This is a genomic window from Nonlabens dokdonensis DSW-6, assembly GCF_000332115.1.
Lineage (GTDB): Bacteria > Bacteroidota > Bacteroidia > Flavobacteriales > Flavobacteriaceae > Nonlabens > Nonlabens dokdonensis.
On sequence record NC_020156.1, the window covers coordinates 970,578 to 995,930 of the forward strand.

Here is a 25,353-nt window from a genome sequence, read left to right on the forward strand (position 1 = left end):
GCGAAAGCGAGAACGTTAAAAAGCATATTGCAATGACAGTATTAAATTACGTCCAGCTGCTGCTATTCCAGAAGAATACGTCCTGTATCGCTGGTCCGTAATATTTTCTACAATTGCAACTGCGGTGAGTGTATCGTTGATTTTATAATTGGACCTAAAGTTGAAAGTGTACCATCGCGGTGAATAAGGATTGCCGTTCTCATCTTGAGCAAATAAATATGGTCTGGACTGCTGGCTAGGAGCTAAATCTTCAAAATCAAATTGCCCATTAAACACTAAAAACGCATCAAAATTCCATTTGTCATTTTTAAATACCGCATGTAAATCTCCAAAATTAGGCGATACGTGACGCACTGGAACGGTAGAGCCATCCATTTCTTCTTGTTCCCCATTGAGCCAGTTGTAGTGACCATAAATTCTAAACTGGTCGTTAAACTCGTATTGCGCACCTATTTCAAGGCCATAAACGGTAGCAGTTTCGGCATTTTGAATGGCTTGCACCTGACTCAACTCACCTTGATAAACAATCATGTCTTGACCATTAAGCTGAAAGTCTCGTGGGACAAGTGCATCTTTCAAATAAGTGTAATATCCCGCAACGTCTATGGTGAAACGGTCGCCGATGCGTTTTTTCACGCCTAGCTCACTATTATAAGAGTACTCAGACTCGAGATTAGGATTAGGAACAATAACAGTTCCTGGATTAGGATCAAATAATTTCCCTTTATCGTCAATGTTAGGTGCTCTAAATGCGGTGCTGAAGTTTGCTCTAAGTTCCCAAGTCTCATCTGGCAAATAGGTAGCTCCTAAAGCTCCAGTTAAAGCTCCTGTACTCAAATTTGCATCTGTAAATGGAAAGTCATAAAACTGATCGTCAAATTGTGCATCAAGCCATATATGATTGTAACGCAATCCAGATTGAATTACTAATTTTGGGTCTACTCGCCACTGGTAATTTGCATAGGCAGCTAGAGATCGCCATGAGGAATTGTCTGGATACCTGCTAGGAGCTGGCGCTCTTTGCTCGGTTTCTATATCAAACACGCTTCCTACAGAATTAACTCTATTATGAAAAAACTCTGCACCGTAAAATAGGACATTGTTCTCTCTGTTGCGTCTTTCAAAGTCTACTGAGGTAGTAAAAACATCTACTTGCTCTTTATTTTGAAAAAGCTCCGGTTCCCTAAATGATCTGTCATTACGACTTTCTTCAAATTGCTGAAAAGCTTGAGAGATAATCATTTTATCGTACCATTTACCATTACCGCGGTGTGTTGCTTTGGCCGTTCCCATGAGCCATGTTTGTGGTCCATAATACCATTCTGCATTACGAGGGTTTCCATCATCATCCAAGCGAGTTAAAATATCGTATCTATCAAAATCGCTTGTAGCAGTATAAATGATACCTAGATCAAAGTCCCACTTTTGATTAGGTCGGTATTTGAACTTTTGAAGTAGGTTGATCTGGTCAAAACCAGTTGAAACTTGCCTTTCAGGATTCTGATTATTGATTACCTCATCTCGACCGTTAATTCTAGCAACATATTGATTGCGTAGATATTCCTCAGGCCCATGAGATCCCATAACTAAATCTCCAAATGAGTTGATCGTTATACTGGTTGCAGCGGCAAATTTAGATGTCCCGTAATTGAAATCGAGATGTGCTGTGTTCTCATCGTTTGCAGTTGCATACCTGATCAATGCATTACCTGTAAAGGCAAGAGAGTCTTGAGCTAATTGTGGTTTTTTAGTATAAAAATTCATCACTCCACCTATGGCATCGCTACCATAAACCACACTTCCTGGACCTAAAATTACTTCGGTCCTAGAGATGCTCAACGGATCTATAGAAATTACGTTTTGCAAATTCCCTCCTCTGAAAATGGCGTTATTCATACGTACGCCATCAACTGTAATTAATAGCCTATTAGTTGAAAAACCTCTTATTAAAGGACTTCCACCACCTTGTTGGGATTTTTGCACATATACCTGACCAGACTGTTGCAAAAGGTCTGCACTGGTTTGAGGATTATTTGTTGTAACATCCTTGGCGCTTTGTGATATTATCTTTTGCGGGATATCTTGCTTGCGTTGTTCAAATTTTGATGCCGAAATCACAATAGGGTTGATCTCTTCAGATCTTGGTTTCATTAAGATTTCTTGCCCTACTTTCTTGATCTCACTTTTATTAATTGCAAAAGTTTCAAATGCCATGCTTTGAAAATAAATGCGATCACCTTTTGAAAACTTTTTTAAATCAGCAACTCCATCAAAATCAGTGATGGTACTTACACTTTTATCTTTATTATATACCGCAACAGATGGCAAAGGCTCTTTTGTCACCTCATTCAACACGGTAACCGTTTGTGAGTTTGCAAAAAAACTTAAGAATACACAGAATAATAATACTAATTTCACTTGTCGAAAAGTTGCTTTAATATGGATAACGAATGAGGTTTTTTAAAGATTTGCAAATGTATCTGAAAATAGTCAATGACCAAATTTAATAGGGCATTACGCTCTTCTCGATGCATCTTTATTTGATTTATTTGATCAAAATCTGTGCCTAGGAACTGTTTTAGCAAATTGCTTTCAGTTATCGACAAATGATGTGGCTGCAAACCGTTGTCATCAAAATTTCCATTGAGTAAATTGAAATAAGGTTTTTCCATGGTCGATGTATCAGGTTGAAAACCTAAAAACATGGACATATCAATCAACATCTTAATAGAAAAATTAGCTACTTCTTCGGCTTGATCCAGATACTGAAAAACTGAAGATAAATATTCAAACAACTCTTCGTCTGGTTGCTGTTCGGTAAGTATTTGAGATAATACTTCAGAAAAAAACATTGTGATACTGCTCTTCACAATACTGGTGTGTATATAAACGTAAGGATGAATTACTTGTGCTTCTTTTATATATTCAAGTGATCCTTTTCCTTTATAATTGGTTTCTATTACCAATTGCGTGAGTGGTTGAAAAAACGAAATACGTAGTTTACCTTTTCGAGTTTTACGAATTCCTTTTAGAATAAAGGATTGGGTTCCTAATTCTTTAGTATATAATCTTGCGATGAGATCTGCCTCACTATACTTTAAAGTGGACAGTACTATTGCTGGCGTCTTTACAAGCATTTACCTTACGATCATCACTTTAGAAACAGTTGTTTCTATATTATCACTCGTCGAAATAAATAACAGATAAACGCCAGAAGCTACTTTGTTTCCAGAAAAGCTTCTAGTATCCCAGGGAATACTTCCTCCTTGGGAAACGGCTTCATAAACTAGGTTTCCTTCTATATCGGTAATTTTAACTCTTGCTCGCTCTGTTAAACCATCTATTGTGACGTTACCATCAAAACCTGGTCGTACTGGATTAGGAAAAACTCTTATACTTTCAAGGTTTTCTTGAGGTTTGCTAGATCGTTCTCCTTGAAATGCAACTATACCTTTGTTTGTGGCAAAATAAACTTTTCCTGTTTCTTCATCAATGGCAATATCATTTACAGAATTAGTAGGTAATGGTGAATTATCTGTTGTAAACTGAAATAAAGTCTCTCTTCCCGAAGGTGAAAACAAGAAAGCTCCAGAGCTTGCAGTAGCAACCCATTTATTATTATTTCCATCTATTTCTATATCAAGTACCGCCTCATCTTGTAGCAATTCTCTAGGAATACCATTAGTGTCTTCTATAATGATAGAACGAGCATCTTGGATCTCATCAGAAAATAAACTGTTTACGTTAAATAATACTCTTAAACCTAAATTAGAACCAATCCATAACTGGTTGCGCTGATCTATTCTCAAAGCACTTACATAAGGGTTAATAAGATTACCTTCTGAAACCTCATCGGTCAGTCTAGTAAATTGGTCAAGAGTTGGATCATAACCTATAAGTCCACCATCTGTAGAACCAAAAATTATTTTATCGTCGTTTGTAATAACCAACTTAGTAGTACTTGAGCCACTTGGAACTTCTTCAAACACAGAACCCACATCAAATGCTGTCCAGTTTCCAGATGGGTTTCTTCTACTCAAAGCAAAGTCTACTTGCTGCTGTATCACCCATAAATTTCCTTGAGAATCGTATTCTCCATCTGGTATTCTAACAAAAAAAGTAGATGGTGGCAAAATACTAGTAAGCGAACTATTATTTATGCCATATCGAGTGCTAGCCACACCATCAATAAAGTCTAACAATCCATTATTCATAGAATGAACTACTAAGTCTGTAGGGTTTTCCGGATTTATAGTTATGGTTGGAACACTTAGCAATCCATCAATATCATCATTAGTGTAATTGATCCATCCTCCTTCAACAAAATGACTTATTCCTAACGCGGCATTATCAGGTGTATAGAAAATATCGTGAGAACCATAAGTAACCCACAATTCTTCGGGCAACGTCTGGATAGAAAAAGCAGCGTTTCTAGAAGGACCATCTGCTACTATAAATTCAAAGTCGGTTTGATTAAGTAGGTTCACTCGTATCATTCCATTTACTTCTGTTCCTATAAAAAGGTCATCACCTACTACTATTGCTTGTGTAAACTCAAATGATTCTCCATTGACATTAATTAAAGTTAAAAACTGACTCAAAGAAGTGTCATAAATGATAATCTGATTGTTGAGTGTAAAGACTAAAAAATCATTTGTCGCAGAAGCGTCCAGTACTCGTGATGGAAATTGAGTAATATTATTTGCAAACGTAGTACCATTAAACTCGGCAAGAAATCCTCCTACTGTTACAGCAAATAGCCCAGCATCAAAAGCTATTACTTCATCCCAAACATCTGGATTAACTTGTTGCCAATTCATAAAATCAATCAGAAATGGGTCTGCAATGGGTGCTCTTCTTAAATTATTAGAAGCATCAAGTGTCGCAGCGTATAAGAAGCCATTAAATATTTCTAGAGAAGAAACAGGAACTTGTTCTCCATTATTTCCTATAAAATAGGTGTCATCAAACTCAAGTCTTTCTAGATTATAAATAGCAATACCAAAATCTGTCGCAATATAAATCAGGTCACCACTCTCTAAGAATTCATTTACTTTCTTATTATCTGGTGGAATTACTTGTTTGTCTTTGATGGCGACTACATCGGTAACATCTCCATTTTGGTCGACTATTTGTAGCAGTCCGTTTTCATAACCTATTACCAGCAATGATTTATCTTCACTATAATGAATCTGGCTTATCTCGTCACCGCTCAGCCCATTTACTGTAGTCAATGTAGTAAATGTGCGAGAGCTTAAGTCGTAAACAAAAACTGCATTTTCACTAGCTGCATAAACTGCAGTAGCAGACTCATCAATATCTACTATTGTAGTAAACGAGAATAACCCTTCCCAAGAATCAGTAAAATCTTGCGCACTAGTTATATTAAAAGCTAAAAAAATAAAGAATACTACTTTTTTCATATCGATAGAACGTACTCATCATTAATATATGATAAGTAGAAGCAAAAATAAACTTAATTTAAACCATTAAAAAACCTCTGTAGCTTTTACAGAGGTTTTAGTTTGTTGGGTTTCCGCTTTCGCGAAAGCGGAATAAAAATAATTATTTATGATCTACACAATTCCTTGTGCCAGCATAGCGTCTGCAACTTTTACAAAACCTGCAATGTTTGCTCCTTTCACGTAGTCTACAAAGCCATCTTCATCTTTTCCATATTCTACACATGCTTCGTGAATATCGTTCATAATACTATGAAGCTTACTATCCACTTCTTCGGCAGTCCAGCTGTAACGCATAGAATTTTGAGACATTTCTAAACCAGAAGTTGCAACACCACCAGCGTTAGAGGCTTTTCCTGGAGAGAATAAGATCTTATTATCTAAAAAGTGCTCTATTGCCTCTGGAGTACATGGCATGTTTGCTCCTTCACCTACACAAATACAACCGTTTGAAACAAGAGTTTTTGCCTCCTCACCGTTCAATTCATTTTGAGTAGCACATGGTAATGCGATATCACATTTTACAGACCATGGACGCTCACCGTCATGATAAGTTGCATTAGAATATTGATCTACGTACTCAGAAATACGACCTCTTCTATTGTTTTTAAGATCCATGATAAAAGCAAGTTTATCTGCATCGATTCCTTCTTCATCATAGATGTAACCGCCAGAATCTGACATAGTAACTACTTTACCACCTAATTGAAGAATCTTTTCGGCCGCATATTGAGCTACATTTCCAGATCCAGAAATAACTGTAGTTTTTCCTTTGATCTCCTCGCCTCTAGTCTTTAACATGTTTTGAGCAAAGTATACGTTTCCATAACCTGTTGCTTCTGGACGGATTAAAGAACCACCGTAAGAACGACCTTTACCAGTTAAAATACCAGTAAATTCATTTCTCAGTTTTTTATAGTAACCGAATAGATAACCTATTTCACGTCCTCCTACTCCTATATCTCCAGCTGGCACGTCAGTATCTGCTCCGATTACACGTTGTAATTCTACCATAAAGGATTGACAAAAACGCATCACTTCACGATCTGACTTCCCTTTTGGGTCAAAATCAGATCCTCCTTTTCCACCACCCATAGGTAATGTAGTTAGACTGTTTTTGAAAACTTGTTCAAAAGCAAGAAACTTCAGGATACTAAGGTTTACAGATGGATGAAATCTCAAGCCACCTTTGTAAGGACCTATAGCACTATTCATTTGAATACGATAACCTCTATTTACATGAACTTCATTATTATCATCTGTCCATGGCACTCGGAACATTGTTACACGTTCTGGCTCTGCCATTCTTTCTAAAAGCTTGTCAGACTGATATTTTTTATTCTCTTCAATGAAAGGTATAACGGCTTCAGCTACTTCTTCCACTGCCTGAATGAATTCTGGTTCATTAGGGTTTTTCTTTTTTATCAAATCGATAAAACTTTGGATGTTTTTTTCCATTATCTGTAATTTGTTTCTTTAAGAAAACGTTTTCGTTAAAGTTGCAAATATAATATTATCGCGTTAGGGTTCTTTTTTTTTACCATTTTTTTATGCCTTACCACCTAATTGTTAAACAACATTTTAAGGTATTAATATGCTGTACATCTATTACTGATTTTATTATCAAATAATTATTATAGTTGTATGGATTACATTTTGTTATATTTGTTGCAATCACTTAGATTAATATTGATGACGCATCCATTTAGATATATTAGTATATTGCTTGTAGTGCTAGCTTCTAGTAACCTCAGTAATGCTCAATTAGGTTTCTCACATGAATTAGGTTTTATAACAGGTCCAGTAGCTTTTCAAAGTGATTATGGAGAACGTTACGACTGGGATACAAATTCTGGTAACGTGGGAATAGGAGTAGGTTTAGTTCATTATATCAACTTTGCTTACCGAGCAGATTGTGATTGTTACTCTGCAGACACTTACTGGAATGATCACTTTAAAATAAGAAGTGAAATTTCTTATCATGTCACTACTTTAAATCACTTAGGTCCTGAAGCTGAAAAACCATCTTTAGGAGGTTTACAATTAAGATCCATGCAAGGAAAGGCAAATGTCTTTGAAGCTGGAGCGCATCTAGAATGGTTTCCATGGAGCATAAGGGATTTTCAAACAGGAGGGAAAAAAATCGCCCCTTATTTGGGCTTAGGAGCGCATTATGTAAGCTATAGACCAGAAGCTACGAGTACTTTAGGTCCTCTGGGAAATCCTGTAACGACTTTTCCTACATTCATTGACCGTATCGACACTTCTCAAGGTAGTGCAATAGCAGTAGTAGGAGATGTAGGTTTAAGATATAAAGTAGGCCCAATGAGTGATATTTTGATATCATCAAAATGGCATTATTACACTGGAAGCAATCTTGTAGATGGCTTGAGTCCTAACAATGTTAATAATAGAGCAAATGATTGGATCTGGTGGTTCAACGTAGGTTATATTTTCTACCTATAGCTCTAAAACTTATCTAATAAATCCTTCTTACTTTTTATAATGATTAAACAGTTATTCTGGTTCCTTGTCCTTTTCTGCATCATAGCTTGCAAGACTCCTACTGGAAAAACAACTGTTAGTGATAAAAATAATTTTGATCTAAAAACCCTAACAATTTTAGATCCCAAGCTTACAGAGACTTCTGGGCTTGAAATTATCGACGACCTAGTTATTACTCACAACGACAGCGGTGATCTACCTACTTTGTACTTTCTTAATCAGAAAGGACAATTACACTATAGCAAGACCTATAAAAATATGAAAGCAGTAGATTGGGAAGACATTACTAAAGACGACACTCATATCTACATTGCAGACTTAGGTAATAATTATGGAAACCGCAAAGACCTGACTATTTATAAGATTGCTATAAACGATCTTAATGATGAAAATGCACTAGTAGAAAAACTACAAATTTCTTATCCAGATCAAACGAGCTTCAAAAAGGGTAATCAAGATCATCCTTATGATGCAGAATCTATAGTTGCTATAAAAGATGAATTGTTTGTTTTCTCTAAAGACTGGAAAAAACAAACTACTGTTATTTACAAAATTGATAAGAATGAACCCATCCAAAAAGCTCAAAAAATAAGCTCTTATAACGTTAAAGGCTTAATCACTGGAGCTACTTTTAACGGAAACGATAAAGTGCTCTTATCTGGTTACAATAGTAGTCTAGAGGCTTTTGTTTATGAAGTAGATTATGACGACCGCACATTTACTTTTATTAAAAAAACAGATCTTCAAATAAAAGGTGGCGCTCAAGTGGAAGGCATCACTTTTTTAAAGAGTAATAATCAAAAAGAAACCTACCTCATTTCATCTGAAACTACCCAAATAAAATTGGGTGAAGACGAGGCTTTATCACCGTCGCAACTGTATCAATTGACTATTGCTACACAGAACCGTTAATAAACTTTCTCGCCTGTCTTAAGGTATTTTGCCCAGGTTTTCCCAAATACATGAACCTTTTCAGTTGGTTTGTTTTCAGCATCTACAATTTGATATCCAGCATCTTTCCAAGAAAAAATACTCCCGTATAAATTATAGACTTTTTCAAATCCGTTTTTTTGTAAGTCTTCACCAAAAGATTCTGACCTGATGCCTACACTACAGTAAACAACCACTTTATCTTCTTTATTAATCTCAGGAAAATTTTCAGGATTGTATTTTTCACCTACCCAAATAGCATTAGGTAAATGACTCACCTTATACTCTTCTTTCTTACGCGTGTCTAGTATAATATAGTCATCATATTCCATTTTTAAAGTTTGTACAGTCACATAAGGAACCGTTCTTCTATTATAACTTTTAAGTAATTCTGGAATACCTTTTTCTTGAGATTCTTTTTCTTGTGCTATACCGCTTATTGGCATTGCGACTAGAAGAATAACAATCAGATAAAATAATTTATTCATCATTTATTTTTTAATTCGTTTTTCATTTTGCTTCACAAATGATGCCCAACCTGTATAATTCTTGCCGATTGTAACTTTTCCGCTATTGTAATAATGACATACTGCTGCTGCAAGACCATCCGTCATGTCTAAGTTTTTAGGCAATTCTTTAATACCCAAAAGACTCTGCAACATTTTTGCCACTTGTTCTTTGCTTGCTCTTCCTTTGCCTGTTATCGCTTGCTTAATTTTTAACGGTGCGTACTCAAACACTGGAATATCTCTGGATAATCCAGCAGCCATGGCAACACCTTGCGCTCTACCTAATTTGAGCATGGACTGCACATTTTTACCAAAAAACGGTGCTTCCAGCGCAATTTCATCAGGATGATAAGTGTCGATTAATTCAATAGTTCTTTCAAAAATACGTCTCAACTTCGTGTAAGGATCGGTTATTTTTCTCATGTCCAGCTCATTCATTTGTACAAAGTGCATCTTATTGCCTTTTACATGAATAATCCCAAAACCCATAATAGCTGTTCCAGGATCTATACCGAGAATGATTTTTTCTTTTGCCAATTGTTGTATTTTTCGCACATGTCCATCGCGCTTCACAAATCTAAGCAATTCTTTGCTCCATTAATAAAAATGTGCATCATTGCGCTATGCGTGTACTTGCTTTACCATCAATGGTTAGAGCGACCATTAAGTCTTAGCACTCTATCTGATTTAATCAAAAAACTACCCTGGTGGACTTTACCTACTCTATTACTTTTAAGTATAGGCAGCTGGATGATAGAATCTAAAAAATGGCAATTTTTAATAAAAGATTTTTATAAGTTACGCTTTCGCGAAAGCGTGCTACAAAACCTCACCGCTCAAGCAGCCAGTTTTATCACGCCGTTTAGAGCTGGCGAGTTTGCTTTAAAAAGTACATTTTTTAAAAAAGAGCTTCGAAAAAAAATACTGAGCAGAATCTTGGCAGGAAACATTGCCCAAATGGTAATTACCAGCACTCTTGGGATCTGTGGAGTTGTATTTTACATCAAGAATCAGTCATCTGATAGCATTTTTTTATTGATATTTTGCTCAGCTCTTATTTGTGTCCTAGTTTTTACGATTTACTTATGGATTTCAAAAAAATGGCAATCTGATATTCTAAACACACAGCAATGGATAAAGATATTGATGTATTCCCTTTTAAGATATTTAATTTTTGCTAGCAACTGGCTCATTGTTCTTGTTCTACTAGATTATGAGGCATCGCTTTTTATAATAATGAGGAATATCACGATATACTACCTTCTCGTTTCTATTATTCCTGTGATTCAAATTTTTGATATCGCTTTAAAATGGACGGTTGCTTCTTATATTTTTAATGGGAGTCTTTATAATGCCGAATCCATTCTATTTGCGACAACCATTATCTGGATTACTAATTCCATTTTTCCTACGGTTTTAGGTTGCGCTATTTTACCGTTTCAAAAACTAAAAATAGCAACCTCATGAGTTGGTTATTTTTATTTATCGTTTGTGGATATGCACTGGTTATCATTTTGTTGTCCAAAGAACTACTTACTTATCCTAAAACTGAAGTAGAGAATACTGAAAAACTGCTTCCTTTCACGGTAATTATAAATTATCGCAATGAGCAGGCGAATTTACCAGTGCTGTTATCTAGTATCAAAAGTCAAGAATACGACCTCGACCTTATACAATGGATATTTATTAACGACCATTCTACAGATAGAAGTCATGCGATCTTAGAACAATTTAAAAATGAGAATGCATATATCAACATTCAACTTTTAGATCGTAAAATAGAATCTGCAAGCGGTAAGAAAGATGGAATTTCTCAAGCAATAGAACTCAGTTCACACAACCACATCATCACTACAGATGCCGATTGTATGTTACCTCAAAGATGGCTGCTTTCCTATAATGCTATTTACAACAAACATCCCGATGCTCATTTTGTAGCTGCTCCTGTAATGATAGACCAAAGGAAAAGTATTATTTCTAGCCTACAAACTCAAGAAATGGATGCATTACAATTAATTACTGTAGGTGGTTTTTCATTTCGGCAACCTTTTATGTGTAATGGTGCTAACATGAGTTTTACAAAAAGTGCTTTTCAAGAAGTCAACGGTTATGAAGGAAACGATCACATCTCGAGTGGCGATGACATTTTCCTATTAGAAAAACTAGCTGCTGAAGATGTTATGAAATGTCATTACCTAAAAAATAAGGAGGCAATCCTTACTACTTTTCCAAAGGACAGTTTCAAAGACATGATCTCTCAAAGAGCACGATGGGCACAAAAAGGCTCTGAAACTAGGAGCATGCTCAACAAATTAGTAAGCTTTCAAGTGCTAGCTATGAGCTTGTTGTTTGTTTTAAGTCCATTGTTCTGGGTTTTTGAAATGATAAGTTCTCCAATGTTTGTAGGCATTCTAGCGACCAAACTTTTTACTGACGTGATGGTGTTATTTATAAGCGACCGTTTTTTTGAGAATGTAAAATGGAGATTTATTCCTATTAATTTCCTCATCTATCCTATACTGGTAATTTTGATATCCTTTTTATCGCTTAAGAAATCAGACTGGCAAGGAAGAAAAATTAATACTCCAGTGAGTCCACAGGAATAAAAACAATAGGTAGTCGGTAAGAACTGCTTACAGGGATAGAACGTTTTCTGGCACTTTCAATAACGGGCAGGTCGTTTAAACGTGTTTGTAGAAGGCTATCAATCTTAAACTTATCAATCTCCTTTGCGCATTTGAAAATACTGTCATATTTTATCTGACCAGATTTTGCAACTGTTATAGACAAGTAAACGCTATCCTTTACAGCAAGCCGTATCGGTATTTTTTCTACTCTTAATTTATTATAAACTGTGCTTTGAAGGTTTTTATAAAAACAATCTGGTGTGGTGAGCATCTCGTCACAATCCTTAAAAACTGGATAACTATCGATGGAAGACATATCGTAATATTCCAGTTCCTTTTGCGCCTTTAAATTTGCCTGTTCTCGTTTTTCCTCATCGCTCAAGCAAGAAGTTGCCATGAAGCAAATTATCAGTAATAAAGAAAACAGTCGATAGTTCATATAGCTAAAATACGACCTTTCTATTTTTTGGCACTCAGAAAGATTTCTTTGCGTAAATCTTTAGCCCGCGCATTTGCCATTTCTTGATAGCGGCTCGTAGGATACTGCTCGATAAATTCTTCATAATAGGATAATTTCTCCTCCTTATCTGCAAAATATTGATCTGCAGCGATGGCATATTGATAACCTATAATATCATCTTCTGGCTTTTCATTTTTTGCTTTTTTGGTAGCATAAAATGCATTTTTATAATCACCCATGCGCACATAAACTGTTGCTAGCTGTAAATATTCTTGATGCAGCTCTGGCGTTTTAAATTGGATGGATTGCTCAATATGATCTTGTGCTTCTACAAACTTTTCCAACTGGAGATAAGCTTTAGACATTATAAAATAGATCAAGCTATTTTTATCTTCATAATCGCGGTTATAGATATTGTAATTATCAATCGCGAGTTGCCATTGTTGATCGTTAAAATACGACCAGGCCAGATTTTTTCTATTAAAATCTGTATCATTACCTAATTCAAATAAAAGCTCAAAGTGTTCAATTGCTTTGTCATAGCGTTTAGCACCTAGATAAGCTTGTGCGATAAGACTGTTTATTTTAATATCGTTTGGATACAATTCCAGAGCAGGTTGCGCTGTGTTTATGGCGTCGTTGAACTTTCTATTTTTAATGAGTAGTTTGATCCACTCGATTCTTGCTGCGCGGTAAGATTTGTTTAAGGATACCGCTTTCGCGAAAGCGGAAATAGCTCCAGCATCATTGCTTAAATCTACTAATGCCTGACCTAAATAGTACCTATAACTAGCATTATCTGGCACCTCTTCTATAAGTTCATCAAACATTCCAAAAGCCGTAACAGGATCATTATTGCGCAATGCTAATCGTCCATACTCAAATCGCGGTGTGGTACTTATCGAGTCTTTTTGGAATCCTTTTTCATAAGTCGCTAGAGCGGCATACACATCGCCTAACAGAACGTATGCTTTAGCTAGTTTAAACTCGCTATCAGGAATTTTTTTATATTCTTCTATAGCCAGTTGATATTTACCAGCCTGCGCAAGACTATCTGCAACCTTAAATTGAGCTGGACTAAATATGGAAGTTAACAATACAATAAGAATCAATACATCTTTCATGCTCTAAATTTAGGCACACTTATTGAAACGATAAAATCAAAACTATCTATTATGAAATATATTACATTACTTTTTGCTCTAGCTATTACATTAACCGCTTGTGAAGGACCTCAAGGACCTCCAGGATTTGATGGCTTTGATGGTGCCGATGGAGTTAATGTCGTTGCACAATCCTTTGAATCGACAGTAGACTTTTTTGCTCCAGATTATGAAGTGCTTATAGATTACCCTGCAAATATTACCGTATTTCCAGATGATATGACATTAGTTTATATTCTTTGGGATCAGGTACCAGGAAATAATGGTGGGCTTGTTGATGTATGGAGGTTATTACCTCAAACTATTTACACCAACTTCGGTGAATTTCAATACAATTATGACGCGACTAATGGAGATGCACGCATTTTCATTGATGCACCGGCAAGTACAGATCTGAGTCAACTAGCGCCAGGAGATATTTCTAATCAAACTTTCAGAATAGTCATTCTTCCAGTAGAATTACAATCCAGCACTTTAGATGTAACAAATTATGATGAGGTAATGAGTATTTCAGGATTACAACAAAAAGATATTATCAAAATCGATTAATAATAATGATTTTTGAAGAAGGCGGCTCCTTTAATTAGGGCTGCCTTTTTTATGTGTTTTCTTCTAACCAGATCGCTACGCCGTCTTTTTTATGATGCGCTGTTATGTAAGCAGCTGCTTTTTTAACTTCGTCTCTTCCGTTTTCTACAGCAACTCCATAACCTACCGCCTTCAACATATCAGTATCGTTATAATTATCGCCAAAGGCTACTACATTTTTCATTGCTATATCAGGAAACCTGAATTCCAGCAATTTCCTCAAGGCGACTTCTTTTGACGTTCCTTTAGGCGTGATTTCTGTGTAGGTATTTTTAGATCTGTATAAATGTACTTTTGAGGTGAGTTCTTTTTCCGCTTTCGCGAAAGCGAGATCCATTCCATCTTCATCACCCATGAACATCACTTTATGCGCGTTTCCCTTTTCTGATGTTTCTTTAAGATAATCTAAGGTCACAGCAGTGGATTGCACCGTAGGATGAACTCTAGTATTATTAATCTCTCTATTTGCCCAATGGTCCAAAGCAGGCACAAACCATTCTTCATTGCGGTAAAAAGCTACATGAAGTCCATGCTCTTCACCTATAGCAGCCAGCGCTTGCACCTCATCAAATGGAATCCCTAGCTCAAAAAGAACCTCATCACCATGCAGCACTAACGCACCGTTATAGCAAATAATAGCTTCACCCATAATGTCTAAAGCATCTTGCAAATAATACATTGCTTGAGGCATGCGAGCAGAAATCAGAATTTTAGGAATAGTTAGTTCTTTTAACGTCTTGATCGTACGATGCGACAAAAACCTGTTTTCATCTAGTAGTGTCCCGTCTATATCTGTTGCAAAAAGTTGTATCATAGATCAAATATAGATACTATTAAAGAAATGCCTTGCAAGTGTAAAAAAATCAGGTTAAATGGAAAAATGATTTCAAAGCGCGATCATCACTTATTTATTTCATTTTCATCTTATTAGAAAAGGTATTTTAAGTAGACCAGTTACAGCTATTTGAGCCGAGTAAAAAATAATCGCTTTTTTTTGAAAAAAAATTCAAAAACTCTTGTCTATTCATAAATGAAAAGTATATTTGCATCCGCTAACGCAGAAATGTATTAGTGTCGTTCTATAAGAACACGGTCTGGTAGTTCAGTTGGTTAGAATGCCTGCCTGTCACGCAGGAGGTCGCGAGTTCGAGTCTCGTCCAGACCGCTATACTTTTTTAAGTATGCAAATCAAGTTGTGTGTCCTCAGAAATACTTGAGGATTTGAGAAGGTGTCAACAGACACTTTTTGAGAAGCTTTTCCGAACAGGAGAGGCTTTTTTGTTTTAGGGAAGTTTTGAAACTTATTTATCTTGAGTACGCAATTTTTCCAAAAACCTCAAATGTTCTCGTATCACAAAATCACAATTAAATTAATACCGTAGCTTTGCGGTTTAAGATGTGCTTTTTTTGAAACCAAACCGCTTATTCTTTATCGATGCCGTAAGAGCATTTGCTATTATCATGATGCTACAAGGGCATTTTGTTGATACGCTTCTCGCAATAGAATATAGAGATGACGGTAATACTGTATTTCAAGTATGGGGATACTTCAGAGGTATTACAGCTCCTACATTTTTTACAATTTCTGGAATCATTTTCACCTATCTATTAATGAGGTCTAAAAAAAATGGAACTAGTGGTAAACGTATTAAAAAAGGTATCACACGAGGCATCATGCTTATTGCAATAGGATATGCGCTTAGAGCACCAGTTTTTGATTGGATTCAGGGAGATTTTAAAGACTATTTTCTAATTGTAGACGTGCTACAATGTATAGGTTTATCACTATTAATAACCGTTTTAATTTATCTGGCTACTTTCAAGAAATCTGCTGTGTTTTCTTTTATTATGTTTTGTCTCGCAAGTACTGTATTTCTATGTGAACCCTTATATCGTTCTTTAGACCTTTATGATACTCCATTATTTATAGCTAATTATTTTTCTAAATCTAATGGTTCTGTGTTTACGATCATACCGTGGTTTGGTTATACGGCGTACGGAGCATTTATTGCTACCTTATTTTACGGCTTTCTAGAAAAACCCAGATTTAAAACGACCTTGATCACTGGATTAATCATTATAGGAACTGCCCTGATCTGGAAGTCTTCCTGGTTTTTTAATTGGATTTATTTAAAAACCGATTTCCAATTGCTTAAAGACGTTGCCTATTACAATTACTTGTTTACTCGTTTAGGTAATGTACTTATCCTATTAGGACTGTTCTACTTATTAGAACGCTACATAAAACAAAGTTTAATATTAAAAATAGGACAAAAAACGCTTTCTATTTATGTGATTCACTTTGTCATCATATATGGTAGTCTTACTGGAATAGGTTTACATCAAGTCATAGGTAAAACTTTGAATCCTTATCAAGCGATTATAGGCGCTTTGTTATTTGTCACCACAGTTTGTGCGTTATCTCTTTATAGAGTGAAAACCAATCAATTTGTCTACAAACAGATTAGAAAATTATGGGACGCTAGAGTTTCCTCTAGCTAATTCACTTATCCCTAAAAATCACCTTTTAACGATTTAACTTCAAGACGATGAATCAATTCATATAATTTATGATATCGCTTTAAATTTGTGTCGTAATTAAACAAATTAACCATGAAAAAATTATTAGTTGGAGTTTTTGCTCTAGGATTAATCTTTACTACAAGTTGTAGAGAAGTAGAAGAAGGAATGGATGACGCAAAAGCCGGAATGGAAGAGGCTGGAGAGTCAATGAACGAGGCTGGAAAAGACCTTAAAGACGCTGCAAACGAAGGTGTTGAAAACATCAAAGATGGAGCTAAGGAAGCTGGTAAAGCAATGAACGAAGCTGGAAAGGATATGAAAGACGCAGCAAACGAAGGCGTTGAAAATATCAAAGACGGAGCAAAAGAAGGAGCTGATGCCGTTAAAGGTGCTGCTAAAGATGGGATGGACGCTATGAAAGAAGCTGGCGAAAACATCAAAGGTGCTGCAAAAGACGGCATGGACAAAGCTGGTAAAACAGTAGACGATGCTGCCGCAAAAACCAAAGCCGCTACCGATAAAGCTGCTGCAGATTTAAAAAATAAAATGAAAGGAAACTAAAATTATTTTTCTTTCCCCAACTTAAAAACCGCTGTAGAGCGGTTTTTTTGTGTTCTATTTTAAGGCTATATGAATTTAATAGCTCCTAAAGAATATTATAGTATCCTGCCATTTGATATAGAAAAAGTAATACACCAGCAATGATTAAGTAGATATTACAGGCTTTATAAAAAGCTTGATAACTACTTTTTTTCTTCCATAATCTAATTAATAAAACAATAGGTATTAAAGCTATTATTTGCCCTAACTCTACTCCTAGATTAAAACTTAAAATCTTTAAAAGAACTTGATCAGTTCCCATATCAAAAGATTGCAATCGTGTAGAAAGCCCCATTCCATGAATCAATCCGAATAATAAAACCATCAAGAATAAATTAGGTGCTTTTACATTAAAATACCTTTCAAAACCTTTTAAGTTCTCAAAACCTTTATACAGCACGCTTAGACCTATGATTGCATCTATGATGTGTTCGTTTACCTGAATTTCCATAAACGTAGCTCCTATAAGCATAATGCTATGGCCTATGGTAAATACCGTAATGAACTTTAAAATATCCTTGATGCTTTTTAAAAAGAAAATAACTCCAGCAAGAAACAACAAATGATCGTAACCAGTAACCATGTGTTTGGCTCCTACCCATATATAAGATAGTAAACCGCCGTTGTTGAGTATTTCTTGATCTCCTGAACTGACATCGTGAGCAAATACAACAACAGGAATAAAAAATAAACCAAGTGAAAGTAATAGTTTGGGATTCTTAAACATCTTATTTTTTCCTGTTAAACAAAAAGAAAAGAATTCCTACGAGAACAAAACTCCCGATCCAAAACACATAAGAAGGAATGCCGCCTTCTTCATGATCATGATGATCATGCTTTGCAGTGTCGTGACTGTGGCTTGCATTATCGTGGCTATGATCGCTAGTTCCTGCTTGAAAAGTAAGCGTCGCCCAATTGGACTCATGAGTGAGCCCTTCTATAGCTGACTTTTCCATGTGAATGGTTTTAAGAAACCATACGCCGCTAGAATCTAGGTTAAATTTAACGATTCCATTCTTATCTGTACGTACTTCTTTTAGGTCATCATGAGAATGTTCTTTTCCTGCGTTATCGTCATGTGAATGCTCTTCACCACCGTCATGAGAATGTGTTCCATTTGCGGCGTGTTGATGATCCTCTTTATTACCGATAAGAACCAACTGATTTTTAAGAGGTTTTCCTCTCAATAGCAAACGTACTTGAAGATCATGACCTGCATGGATCTCATAAGGGTTTTCTAAGGGTACAAATTCAATAGGGTAACCCATAACTGTTTTCCAGTCCTCGCTCTTATCATTTCCTACTTGAAAAATAGTCTTCACATGCTTAGAGTACTTCTCAACCGCATCTTGATCAAGCTCGTTGTTATCTTTTCTATATTGAAGCATATCTACAACTCCATCGTGATCCAGATAGTTGTTAAACCGCTCGGCCTCCATTTCTATGTTTCTAGGTGCCGTAGAAACTCCAGCAATCCAAGTTCCAGATTTTCCCGTGGTGAAATCTAAGTAAGTGCTCAAGTCTTTTTCAAACCATTGTGTAGAATCTACCTCTGTACGTTGACCGTTTCCTACTAGGCTCACATCCAGCATTCTGTTGCGATCGATGGTATTTTCACTGTTTTCAAAAGTCCCATTTACTAATTCTATAACAGCTGGCGTTTCTGGCTCAAGAAAGTAGTTATCTAATTTCAAGAACATGTCGTGGCTGCACAGCAAAAGAATAGCAACGGCACCTAAAAGTATTTTCTTATTCATAATGTTTGATAAAAGTCCTAAAAGACAATTTAAAACAAATATGAGATAAATGCCCTTTTTGGCTTCTAAGCCAGTATCAAATTAGGAATATTATAACATAAGAGCCTATTTTAATAGAAGATTTCATTTTAATGAAGAGATGATTTAATTTTTAAAGACTTTATGTAGATTCCGCTTTCGCGAAAGCGGAATTGTAACAAACATCTTTCACAAAAAATAAAACTTGAACTACAACCTTCTATATATTTCTTTCAATGCAACTCTTCACATTCATAACCTAAACGTTTAATGTTTTTAATGATATCTCTAGTAAAAATGGTATTTACCACCTCAAGCCTCAATATATTTTCCCAATCTTCTAAATCTAGATTCCAAGAAAAAATCGCTTTATGATTATTTAAATAATGGGTAACAATCTTAATATCTTTTTCACTTTCTATAGATGTCCTAAAAACAAGTACAGTAGGCTCAGGGAATTCCATAAATTAGAGGTATTAATAAACGTTTTTTAACTTTTCAGAGCCTTTTTATTGGCCAACAAACGATAGAAAATATAAATATGACTTAAGAAAACAACTAATCCATAGGTAATAAAAACTAACCAGATGGTACCTAAGTCATATTCATAAAGTTTTAAAGAGAAAAATTGAGGAAAAGCAGTAATCAAATCTGCAAATCCGACTATATTAAATATCCATATAAAAGGAATAGCATATTTCCAGCGGTTTTTTAAGGCAAAAACTCCTATAATTGCCAGAATTGAGGTAGCCATGTCCCATAAACCAACAGTCGTTAAAAAGTCGGTTGGAAATCCAGAATAGAATTGCTCTTTTGCCATAAAAGTGAGGCCTAAGTACCTGAATGTATTTATAAAAACAAGCGGCAACAATGAATTATAAAATGATAAATGCTCCAGCCGTGGTTGTATCCAGATTTTAAATCCTAGAATAATACTTATAGCTCCAAGAATAGCTTGCGCGTTGATAATTATGAAATTGTCCATTTGCACGTAGATTGAGTTGTTTGAAATTTGTTTCTATTACTTAGACAGCAACTAACTCTATGTGTAAAGACTTCATTTAAAAAAACAAATAAAAGATTCGTCTTGAGTGCTAGTAAAACCTATTCCTATTAAATGAGCCTCTAGAACATTTAAAACTTTTGGAAACTTAAATCGCTTGTAGATTCACTCTTTAGACTTGCTCAATTCTTTTAAAAAAGATAGGATCTCATCTTTCATGATTTCAGGGTTTTTCCATGCGAGCTCATGACCTACATCAGGAAATGTTTTTGTTCTCGCTTTCGCGAAAGCGCTATCGGTATAAACTAAATTTTCTACAGGAACAATATCGTCTGCATCGCCATGAAAATGTGCTATAGGAACAGTCACTTGAGGCCAATCCTTTTCTATTTTTTGCAACTCTGCTGCGTGTACTTTTTTCTCATCTCCAGCGACACGATAACCTGTAGGAACGATCCATCTAGTCAGTTTCCACCGTGTAAAACGAGACGCCCAGATATCTTTTTCGATAGAAGGATCAATTGCAGCAGAAATCATGATAACTCCATCCACATTTTTATTAATCACAGCAATTCTAGCAGCAATAGGACCGCCATAAGAAGACCCAACAACTACCATATTTTTAAGGTTCAATTCTTCTAACAATCCATTGATAACAATGGCTTGTTGCTCGATAGACGGTAATGCCTTGCCAAAACTCGTATAACCATATCCAGGACGATCTACGGCATATAAATTTGCTCGTGAGGCCAGTTCTTCATCTAATAAAAAGGCTTGCCACGCAACTAAGGAGCTAGGCGCTCCATGAATAAAGATAATATTGTACGTGTTGCCATCTTTAGATACCTTTTGCGCTCGTACTTTAAAATTAAGACTATCCACTTGATGATAAACAAAACTGGTCTGGACATCGTTTTTTTGAAATGTCTGCAACATTTCTTTATCTGTTTTGCGGTATTGCAACACGGTACAAGAAGAAAAAAGTGTCATCACAAAAACAACAAAACAAGTTGTAAAAACTCGCATGGGTAGCTTTGATTGAGAACAAAAAATACTGATGTGTTGCGGTAAGGACATTAATTCAAATTTAAAATAGATTTCCAACTTTCATTGTCTAGAATATCTTCAATAAATAGTTTTTTATCAAAGTCATTTTTAAAAGATAAATTTTGCTGTAACTCGGCATATTTAAGATCGGCATTTGCGGTTAAGAAATCGGCATCAGGTTGCAGTTGCGATTGGAATGTTTCATATTCTGGTCTATTATGCAGTAAGTCTTTGGCGTTAATAAATTTCATATCGACCGCAGCTTTTACTTTTTTATGACACCTGCATGGGTTGTTTTTATCTACGAGACCGCATTGATTATTCATGAAGTTATAAAGGTCTTTTCTGGCTTTACTTAATTTCATCCGGAAATTTGCCTTACTCATTTCCATAATTTCTGAGCCTATGGTATGATTTGCTGCAAATATTTCTCCTATGATATAAATGAGTCTTTGCTCTTTATTAAGGCAAAGAATCATACCAGATAGACAGTTGAGTCGCACTTCTCTTATCAATTCTTGCTTTTCTTTCTGTTCTTCTGGCGTCATTTCATGGTCTGGCGCAGCATTAAGTTGTTTGCCCATTTCTTCAAAATTTGTAGGAATCACAAAATTCATTTTTTTCTTATCGTTTATAAAATGATTAAAAACAATGCGATAAGCCCACGTACGGAAAGAGCTCTTAAATTTAAACTGGCTTAGATTAGTAATAATCTTAATCAAGACTTCTTGACTTAAATCTTTTGCATCATCTACGTTGCCAGTCATTTTCCAGGCTACATTATAAATATAAGCCTGATGATTTTTTATCAATAAGCTCAAAGCTTTCTTATCACCTTTCAAGGTTAATTCTATCAACTCTTTGTCTAGCTGGTCTGAAGGATATGCCGCAGAAAATGGATTCATTACTTATTCTTTTATGAGAAAGCGTCAATTAGATTTTGTAGATTAAGATACATCTTCTATTTGACACTTGATGATTATTTGTTTAACGAAAGATTTGATTGTTTAAAACCTAATAGGGCAAAAACCGTTGCAACGATGGCAATTCCAATACGCAACCAATGAAAAAACACCCAGCCTTGTAATTTGCTAGACGCTTCTGTAGCACTGTATTTTAACTCCATAAAGTTAAGGTTCATGGGTAGATGATAAATTGAAGTTTGAATTATCGTGAGCAGTAAACCAAAAAAAGCAAAGAGGTAATATTTTCTAGCTAGTTTGTTATCCTTGGTCATAAGAAATAATGATAAAGTAGCTATAAAGGCAGGCAGTAAAGTAATAACCGTAGGTCCTAACAAAAGTGGGAAGTCCACTTTAAAAGTCTCCATAAAAACGATAGGATCTAATGACTGCCAGTGCAAACAATAACTAAGTCCTATATTGATCATATTTCCAATAAACGCTCCTGAAGCGATTATTGCAATGAAGGGAAGAAGCTTTTTCATAAAACATAGAATTTATTATTTAGACAGCACTTCTTTAAATGTGTAAAGACTTTGTAAAGTATAATTCTAATATAGCTTCATTAATTTATGAGTTTATTAGTTAATATTTTCGCTTTCGCGAAAGCGGAACAGCAATAAAACATCTTTTCAAACTAGTCCACTCGACTCTTTTCATCTTCTAGACTCGTTTTACGACTGCGTGCTTTTTTGATCTCTGAGCTTCCAAAGTTGTAGGTCAATCCTAAGGCAACATTACGGGAATCGCTTCCTCCAGAGCCGTCGATAAACAATTCTCCAAAGCGAGTAGTTCCTTGCCAAAAGCTGCTAAATAGCACATCGTTAAAAGCCAGTCTTATGTTCAACTTATTATCTAGAAACTTTTTTTGTACAGCAAGATTCAGTGAACCCAAAGCCCTTGTTTCATAAGTACCGCCCCAAACGGATGGTGAGCTGTACCAGCCAGAAACCTCTAGACGGTAATCTCTAGGCAAACTGATCGTGTTTTGCATGTAAAAACCCAAAGTTTCCTGACTGGTAGAAACAAAATTAGGATCTGTAGACGTGTAGGTAATAGAAGAGGCATTGAGACTTATGTAATAATTCCACCATTTTGTAATCTGGAAAGGGTAAGAAATAGACAGGTTCCACACTTCTTGATCAGCAATATTGCGCTCATTGATAAAGTTCCCATTTGCGCCATCTTGCTCGGTTACTTGAGTAAAAAAGTCAGACGTGTAGGCATAACTCAATGAAGTACTGAATCGATATTTAAAGGTATGATTCAGTTTTAAATTATCGGTATACTGAGGTTGTAGGAATGGATTTCCACGACGAGCGCTCAACTCGTCCAGCTGGTATTCAAAAGGATTAAGCGAGGAGTAATTAGGCCGCTGGATACGCTGGCTAAAAGTAAGTCCCCATTGATGATTTCTACTTGCGCTATAGGTCAAACCACCGCTCAAAAAGAAATCGGTGTAAGATCGTTTTACTCTGTTATTTATATTCTCTTGGTCACTGGTCAAATTACCGTCTGAAGTGGTGTGCTCCATGCGCACTCCGGTTTGTAGATTAAATCTTCCAAGAGTACGATTGTAATTGATATATGCTGCATAAATGCGTTCTATAAACTCAAACTGATTGCTCTGGTCATTATTCAATACAAAAGTGCCGCTTTCCTGATTGAGGAACATAAAATTATTATCGGCATTTACATAAGAACCTTTTATTCCTACTGCTGTTTTTCCTTTTAAGAAATCTTGCTCATAATCCATGCGCAAGGCGAGAATGTCTAGCTGGATAGGTGTTATTTGTTGTGTGATATTTTGACTTAAAACAGCTGTTTCTTCTCCATTGAAATAAACATTAGGCTGGTAGGTTTCTCGATCGTTATTATAATAGCCGTAATCGAGATCGACATTAAATTCATGGTTCAACTTATCTTTAAATCTATAGTTGAGATTAAAGTTAGAATTTTGAGATTTTGTCTGGCTGTTATTTGCTGCTACTAAAACACTATCATTCACGGTACGACTTAGGTTTCGTATTGGAGTTCTGGAATTATTAGAATCAAAACGGTTGCTTAGGCTCGTACTAGCTAGCGCGCCTATGGTACTTTTATCAGAGGCAAGGTAATCATATCCTAACCGTATATTATTAGTATTGCGATTGTAAACGCTTTGTGTTCTGGCATTAAAATTAATACCGTTTTGAGTTCTATTGAGGTACAAAAACCCAGTACTTTTACCGAAGTTATTGCTGTAGTTACCGTATAAATTACCTTTCCTATTTCGGTTATTGAAATTGATTGAATTGCTAGTTCGTAAAAAGTCACCTGAGGTTGCAGTGGTGCTTAAAGACCCATTTGTCCCCAGGCCTTTATCTTTTTTCAATTTAAAATTAATGATCCCGGCGGTTCCTGCCGCATCATATTTAGATGAAGGCTGTGTAATGAGTTCGATAGATTCAATATCTGCAGCCTGAAGCGACTGTAGAAAATTCTCTAGATCTGTTCCTGCTAGTCTGGATGGTCTTCCATCGATCCATATTTGAACTCCTGTTTTTCCCTCAAGAATAATGTTATTGTTATTATCCAGAACCACTCCTGGCGCTTTACGCAACAATTCCTGACCATTAGTTCCTACTGCATTGATGGTATTTTCTACGTTAAACACGGTTTTATCTGCCAGCACTTGTACGATAGGTTTTGTGGTACTCACCACTATAGCATCTAGAGATTCAGGAACACTTATTAATAGGACCTCTCCTAAATCCAAATTTTCTGTGAGTTCAATGGACTTGATATTCTTCTTGTATCCCATCATTGAGAACTCTATTAAATAGGAATTTTTTGGTAAGTTCTGCAATTGAAATGATCCATCTGTGGATGTTGTTCCCGCTTTCGCGAAAGCGGAATCTACAGCAGTCTTCACGATTATAGTGGCAAAGGAAATGGGTTCTTTATTCTCATCTATAAGTCTTCCTTCTACAGAATAATTTTGAGAATAGGCGCAGTGAGTTATGAATAGCGCTAAAAATAATACGGATAATTTCATAGGGTTATAATTTGATACCGTAAAAATGCGTCTCGCTATATCTTACTGAAAGCCATAACTGATGAGCAGCTCTATAGCACGACCAGTCGCCCGAGGTCAACTCAACAGTTTATAGGGCGACTGGTCGTAAATCACTTTATGAAACAGATAGGGACTTGTAAG

General features: G+C 35.8%; 24 protein-coding genes and 1 tRNA gene. 8 read left to right on the forward strand and 17 right to left on the reverse strand.

Annotated features, from left to right (window positions below):
* Positions 1 to 15: 15 nt before the first annotated feature.
* The 4 genes from DDD_RS04315 to gdhA form a co-directional block, all read right to left on the reverse strand.
* Positions 16 to 2,418: a TonB-dependent receptor gene (locus DDD_RS04315; protein ID WP_041566926.1), complete on the reverse strand. Its 2,403-nt coding sequence runs from the start codon at positions 2,416 to 2,418 to the stop codon at positions 16 to 18.
* The gene (recO, locus tag DDD_RS04320; RefSeq protein ID WP_015361543.1) at positions 2,415 to 3,137 is read right to left on the reverse strand and encodes a DNA repair protein RecO; all 723 of its coding nucleotides are present in this window, start codon (positions 3,135 to 3,137) and stop codon (positions 2,415 to 2,417) included. Before recO ends, DDD_RS04315 begins: the two co-directional genes overlap by 4 nt.
* Entirely contained in the window at positions 3,138 to 5,423 is a 2,286-nt protein-coding gene (porZ, locus tag DDD_RS04325; RefSeq protein ID WP_015361544.1) for a type IX secretion system anionic LPS delivery protein PorZ, read from the reverse strand. It abuts the gene before it with no gap.
* A 153-nt stretch (positions 5,424 to 5,576) separates the two neighbouring features.
* Positions 5,577 to 6,920 (reverse strand): NADP-specific glutamate dehydrogenase, encoded by a 1,344-nt coding sequence (gdhA, locus tag DDD_RS04330; protein ID WP_015361545.1) that lies wholly within the window; start codon positions 6,918 to 6,920, stop codon positions 5,577 to 5,579.
* 234 nt (positions 6,921 to 7,154) lie between these two features.
* On the opposite strand from gdhA, the gene DDD_RS04335 reads away from it, so the two are divergent.
* Both DDD_RS04335 and DDD_RS04340 read left to right on the forward strand, forming a co-directional pair.
* Positions 7,155 to 7,928, forward strand: a complete 774-nt coding sequence (locus tag DDD_RS04335) for a THC0290_0291 family protein (protein ID WP_015361546.1) — start codon at positions 7,155 to 7,157, stop codon at positions 7,926 to 7,928.
* Between the two features lie 39 nt (positions 7,929 to 7,967).
* Positions 7,968 to 8,879 carry a hypothetical protein gene (locus tag DDD_RS04340; protein ID WP_015361547.1) on the forward strand — a complete coding sequence of 304 codons (912 nt, stop codon included), beginning with the start codon at positions 7,968 to 7,970 and terminating at the stop codon, positions 8,877 to 8,879.
* On the opposite strand, the gene DDD_RS04345 is transcribed toward DDD_RS04340, so the two are convergent.
* Positions 8,876 to 9,385 (reverse strand): rhodanese-like domain-containing protein, encoded by a 510-nt coding sequence (locus DDD_RS04345; RefSeq protein ID WP_015361548.1) that lies wholly within the window; start codon positions 9,383 to 9,385, stop codon positions 8,876 to 8,878. The genes DDD_RS04340 and DDD_RS04345 overlap by 4 nt on opposite strands.
* A gap of 3 nt (positions 9,386 to 9,388) precedes the next feature.
* Positions 9,389 to 9,943, reverse strand: a complete 555-nt coding sequence (gene ruvC, locus DDD_RS04350; RefSeq protein WP_015361549.1) for a crossover junction endodeoxyribonuclease RuvC — start codon at positions 9,941 to 9,943, stop codon at positions 9,389 to 9,391.
* An 18-nt stretch (positions 9,944 to 9,961) separates the two neighbouring features.
* Between ruvC and DDD_RS04355 the strand changes: the two genes are divergently transcribed.
* Entirely contained in the window at positions 9,962 to 10,873 is a 912-nt protein-coding gene (locus DDD_RS04355) for a lysylphosphatidylglycerol synthase domain-containing protein (RefSeq protein WP_158441675.1), read from the forward strand.
* Positions 10,870 to 12,012 carry a glycosyltransferase family 2 protein gene (locus DDD_RS04360; RefSeq protein ID WP_015361551.1) on the forward strand — a complete coding sequence of 381 codons (1,143 nt, stop codon included), beginning with the start codon at positions 10,870 to 10,872 and terminating at the stop codon, positions 12,010 to 12,012. The genes DDD_RS04355 and DDD_RS04360 overlap by 4 nt, the downstream gene beginning before the upstream one ends.
* Here DDD_RS04360 and DDD_RS04365 read toward each other — a convergent pair.
* Both DDD_RS04365 and DDD_RS04370 read right to left on the reverse strand, forming a co-directional pair.
* Complete coding sequence (locus DDD_RS04365; protein ID WP_015361552.1) at positions 11,984 to 12,430, reverse strand: hypothetical protein; 447 nt, start codon at positions 12,428 to 12,430, stop codon at positions 11,984 to 11,986. The two genes, DDD_RS04360 and DDD_RS04365, sit on opposite strands and share 29 nt — an antisense overlap.
* 62 nt (positions 12,431 to 12,492) lie before the next feature.
* A complete protein-coding gene (locus DDD_RS04370; RefSeq protein WP_015361553.1) occupies positions 12,493 to 13,617 on the reverse strand; it encodes a tetratricopeptide repeat protein in 1,125 nt (374 codons plus the stop codon).
* 51 nt (positions 13,618 to 13,668) lie between these two features.
* Here DDD_RS04370 and DDD_RS04375 point away from each other — a divergent pair, with 51 nt between their 5' ends.
* Positions 13,669 to 14,205 carry a hypothetical protein gene (locus DDD_RS04375; protein WP_015361554.1) on the forward strand — a complete coding sequence of 179 codons (537 nt, stop codon included), beginning with the start codon at positions 13,669 to 13,671 and terminating at the stop codon, positions 14,203 to 14,205.
* A gap of 49 nt (positions 14,206 to 14,254) precedes the next feature.
* Here DDD_RS04375 and DDD_RS04380 read toward each other — a convergent pair whose 3' ends face one another.
* On the reverse strand, positions 14,255 to 15,058 hold the full coding sequence (locus DDD_RS04380; RefSeq protein ID WP_015361555.1) for a Cof-type HAD-IIB family hydrolase: 804 nt from the start codon (positions 15,056 to 15,058) through the stop codon (positions 14,255 to 14,257).
* Positions 15,059 to 15,335: 277 nt separating this feature from the next.
* On the opposite strand from DDD_RS04380, the gene DDD_RS04385 reads away from it, so the two are divergent.
* The 3 genes from DDD_RS04385 (at position 15,336) to DDD_RS04395 (ending at position 17,328) form a co-directional block, all read left to right on the forward strand.
* Positions 15,336 to 15,409: transfer RNA gene (locus tag DDD_RS04385), tRNA-Asp, on the forward strand.
* A gap of 233 nt (positions 15,410 to 15,642) precedes the next feature.
* Complete coding sequence (locus DDD_RS04390) at positions 15,643 to 16,746, forward strand: heparan-alpha-glucosaminide N-acetyltransferase domain-containing protein (RefSeq protein WP_407635537.1); 1,104 nt, start codon at positions 15,643 to 15,645, stop codon at positions 16,744 to 16,746.
* Between the two features lie 111 nt (positions 16,747 to 16,857).
* Positions 16,858 to 17,328, forward strand: coding sequence for a hypothetical protein (locus DDD_RS04395; protein ID WP_015361557.1), 471 nt, complete (start codon positions 16,858 to 16,860; stop codon positions 17,326 to 17,328).
* A gap of 85 nt (positions 17,329 to 17,413) precedes the next feature.
* Here DDD_RS04395 and DDD_RS04400 read toward each other — a convergent pair whose 3' ends face one another.
* The 8 genes from DDD_RS04400 to DDD_RS04435 form a co-directional block, all read right to left on the reverse strand.
* Positions 17,414 to 18,094: a HupE/UreJ family protein gene (locus tag DDD_RS04400; RefSeq protein WP_015361558.1), complete on the reverse strand. Its 681-nt coding sequence runs from the start codon at positions 18,092 to 18,094 to the stop codon at positions 17,414 to 17,416.
* A 1-nt stretch (position 18,095) separates the two neighbouring features.
* Entirely contained in the window at positions 18,096 to 19,124 is a 1,029-nt protein-coding gene (locus tag DDD_RS04405; protein ID WP_015361559.1) for a DUF4198 domain-containing protein, read from the reverse strand.
* Positions 19,125 to 19,375: 251 nt separating this feature from the next.
* A complete protein-coding gene (locus DDD_RS04410) occupies positions 19,376 to 19,606 on the reverse strand; it encodes a hypothetical protein (RefSeq protein WP_015361560.1) in 231 nt (76 codons plus the stop codon).
* A gap of 26 nt (positions 19,607 to 19,632) precedes the next feature.
* On the reverse strand, positions 19,633 to 20,127 hold the full coding sequence (locus DDD_RS04415) for a hypothetical protein (RefSeq protein ID WP_015361561.1): 495 nt from the start codon (positions 20,125 to 20,127) through the stop codon (positions 19,633 to 19,635).
* A 183-nt stretch (positions 20,128 to 20,310) separates the two neighbouring features.
* The gene (locus tag DDD_RS04420) at positions 20,311 to 21,222 is read right to left on the reverse strand and encodes an alpha/beta fold hydrolase (protein ID WP_236613397.1); all 912 of its coding nucleotides are present in this window, start codon (positions 21,220 to 21,222) and stop codon (positions 20,311 to 20,313) included.
* Positions 21,222 to 22,097, reverse strand: a complete 876-nt coding sequence (locus DDD_RS04425) for an RNA polymerase sigma factor (protein ID WP_015361563.1) — start codon at positions 22,095 to 22,097, stop codon at positions 21,222 to 21,224. The genes DDD_RS04420 and DDD_RS04425 overlap by 1 nt, the downstream gene beginning before the upstream one ends.
* A gap of 74 nt (positions 22,098 to 22,171) precedes the next feature.
* On the reverse strand, positions 22,172 to 22,639 hold the full coding sequence (locus DDD_RS04430) for an anthrone oxygenase family protein (protein WP_015361564.1): 468 nt from the start codon (positions 22,637 to 22,639) through the stop codon (positions 22,172 to 22,174).
* Between the two features lie 152 nt (positions 22,640 to 22,791).
* Positions 22,792 to 25,191 (reverse strand): outer membrane beta-barrel family protein, encoded by a 2,400-nt coding sequence (locus tag DDD_RS04435; RefSeq protein WP_015361565.1) that lies wholly within the window; start codon positions 25,189 to 25,191, stop codon positions 22,792 to 22,794.
* Positions 25,192 to 25,353 lie beyond the last annotated feature (162 nt).